Here is a 1,269-nt window from a genome sequence, read left to right as displayed (position 1 = left end):
GCAAGTAAATATCGTCGCCAGCTGTACTCCATCTTGTACTAAGCGCAGAGTTCTTCTAAAAATAAGACAATAAAGGCCGGAAATCCGGCCTTTGTTTTTTATTAGAAGTCGCTATACAGCATTGGGGCTGCTGGTGGATATTCTATTGGTTGCCAACGATCATTAAAGGTGTATTTGGCATAAAGCATAAAATGGTTTGGAGTATAAAACTCAGAACGCTGCACATCGACTAATGCGCCAAGGTACCAACGTTTACTGACTCGCTTTTCCACCGCTGCTTGCAACGATGTACCAAAACCACCACCTTTGTCTGACGTCGCTACTGTCGATAAGTATGGTGCGTCTTCCTTAGTCCAAGAGTTGGAGACGGACGCACTCAACTGATATGACCAAGAGCTGTTGTATCGACCATAAAAATTGATAGGTAAAGACACCGAGAAGTAACTTTGCGGGCTGTAGTAGCCACCGTGACCTAGCGTGTACTCACCCAAATTTTTGTCGTAATCAAGGTACATTAAGTTCGTACCAATACTTAAACGCTGGTCATCCGTTGCAATTAACTTATAGTACGCCCCACCTAACACGCCTAAACGAGTGTTGTCTTCAACCTTTTCACCAGTCAAACTATGATACTGCAAGCTACTCCAAAAACCGTAAGGCCCACCAGTGTCCCAGCTTGAGTTCAACTTCACACCAGTACGGATAACCCCACCCCATTTAGTCCCTTGAGGGTCAGTCGTGCCACTAGGGACAGACATTCCAGCATAAGAAAGCGTGCTGCTAGTCTCTGGGCGACGCGCCGCTTCTGCAGTCCAACCTAGCTCACCTAGCTCCCCATTGATGCGTACACCACCAACCCATGTGGTATGGTCGAAACCAATTGGTGTCGTGCCGATATCGACCAACCAATCTTCAGCTTGCCAGCCCACTCCAAATGCCATACCTGATGCGTCATTTTGGAACGAAGTGCTGTCAGAATCGGTGGTTTTTTCATAGTAGTCCAACTGACCTGAATCGATAGAAACATAATCGGCTTTTAGCAACAGATGCCCATCCCAGCTCTCAATCGGGATTCGTGCTTCTATGGGCACTTGATTCGAAGTATTACGACCATCTCGTGCACTGTAATCCCAGCCAATCATGACATGACCATCACTCCTATCATGCAGTTTATCGATGTCCGATTTGACGTTACGAGTCAACCAGTAGTCGTCAGCAGTATCATATAGCTCGCGTAAGCTTGGGGGTTCTTTTTTTGCCTCTTCAGGT

General features: G+C 46.6%; 1 protein-coding gene. It reads right to left on the bottom strand.

From position 1 onward, the window contains the following. Positions 1-101: 101 nt before the first annotated feature. Positions 102-1,269, bottom strand: a 1,168-nt coding sequence (locus R7040_RS24490; protein ID WP_318097274.1) for a cellulose synthase subunit BcsC-related outer membrane protein, incomplete at its 5' end; no start/stop codon positions are given.

Source organism: Vibrio sp. 1069, from assembly GCF_033340555.1.
Note: the sequence above shows the minus strand (reverse complement) of the source record. Positions and strands in the feature narration are given on the sequence as shown.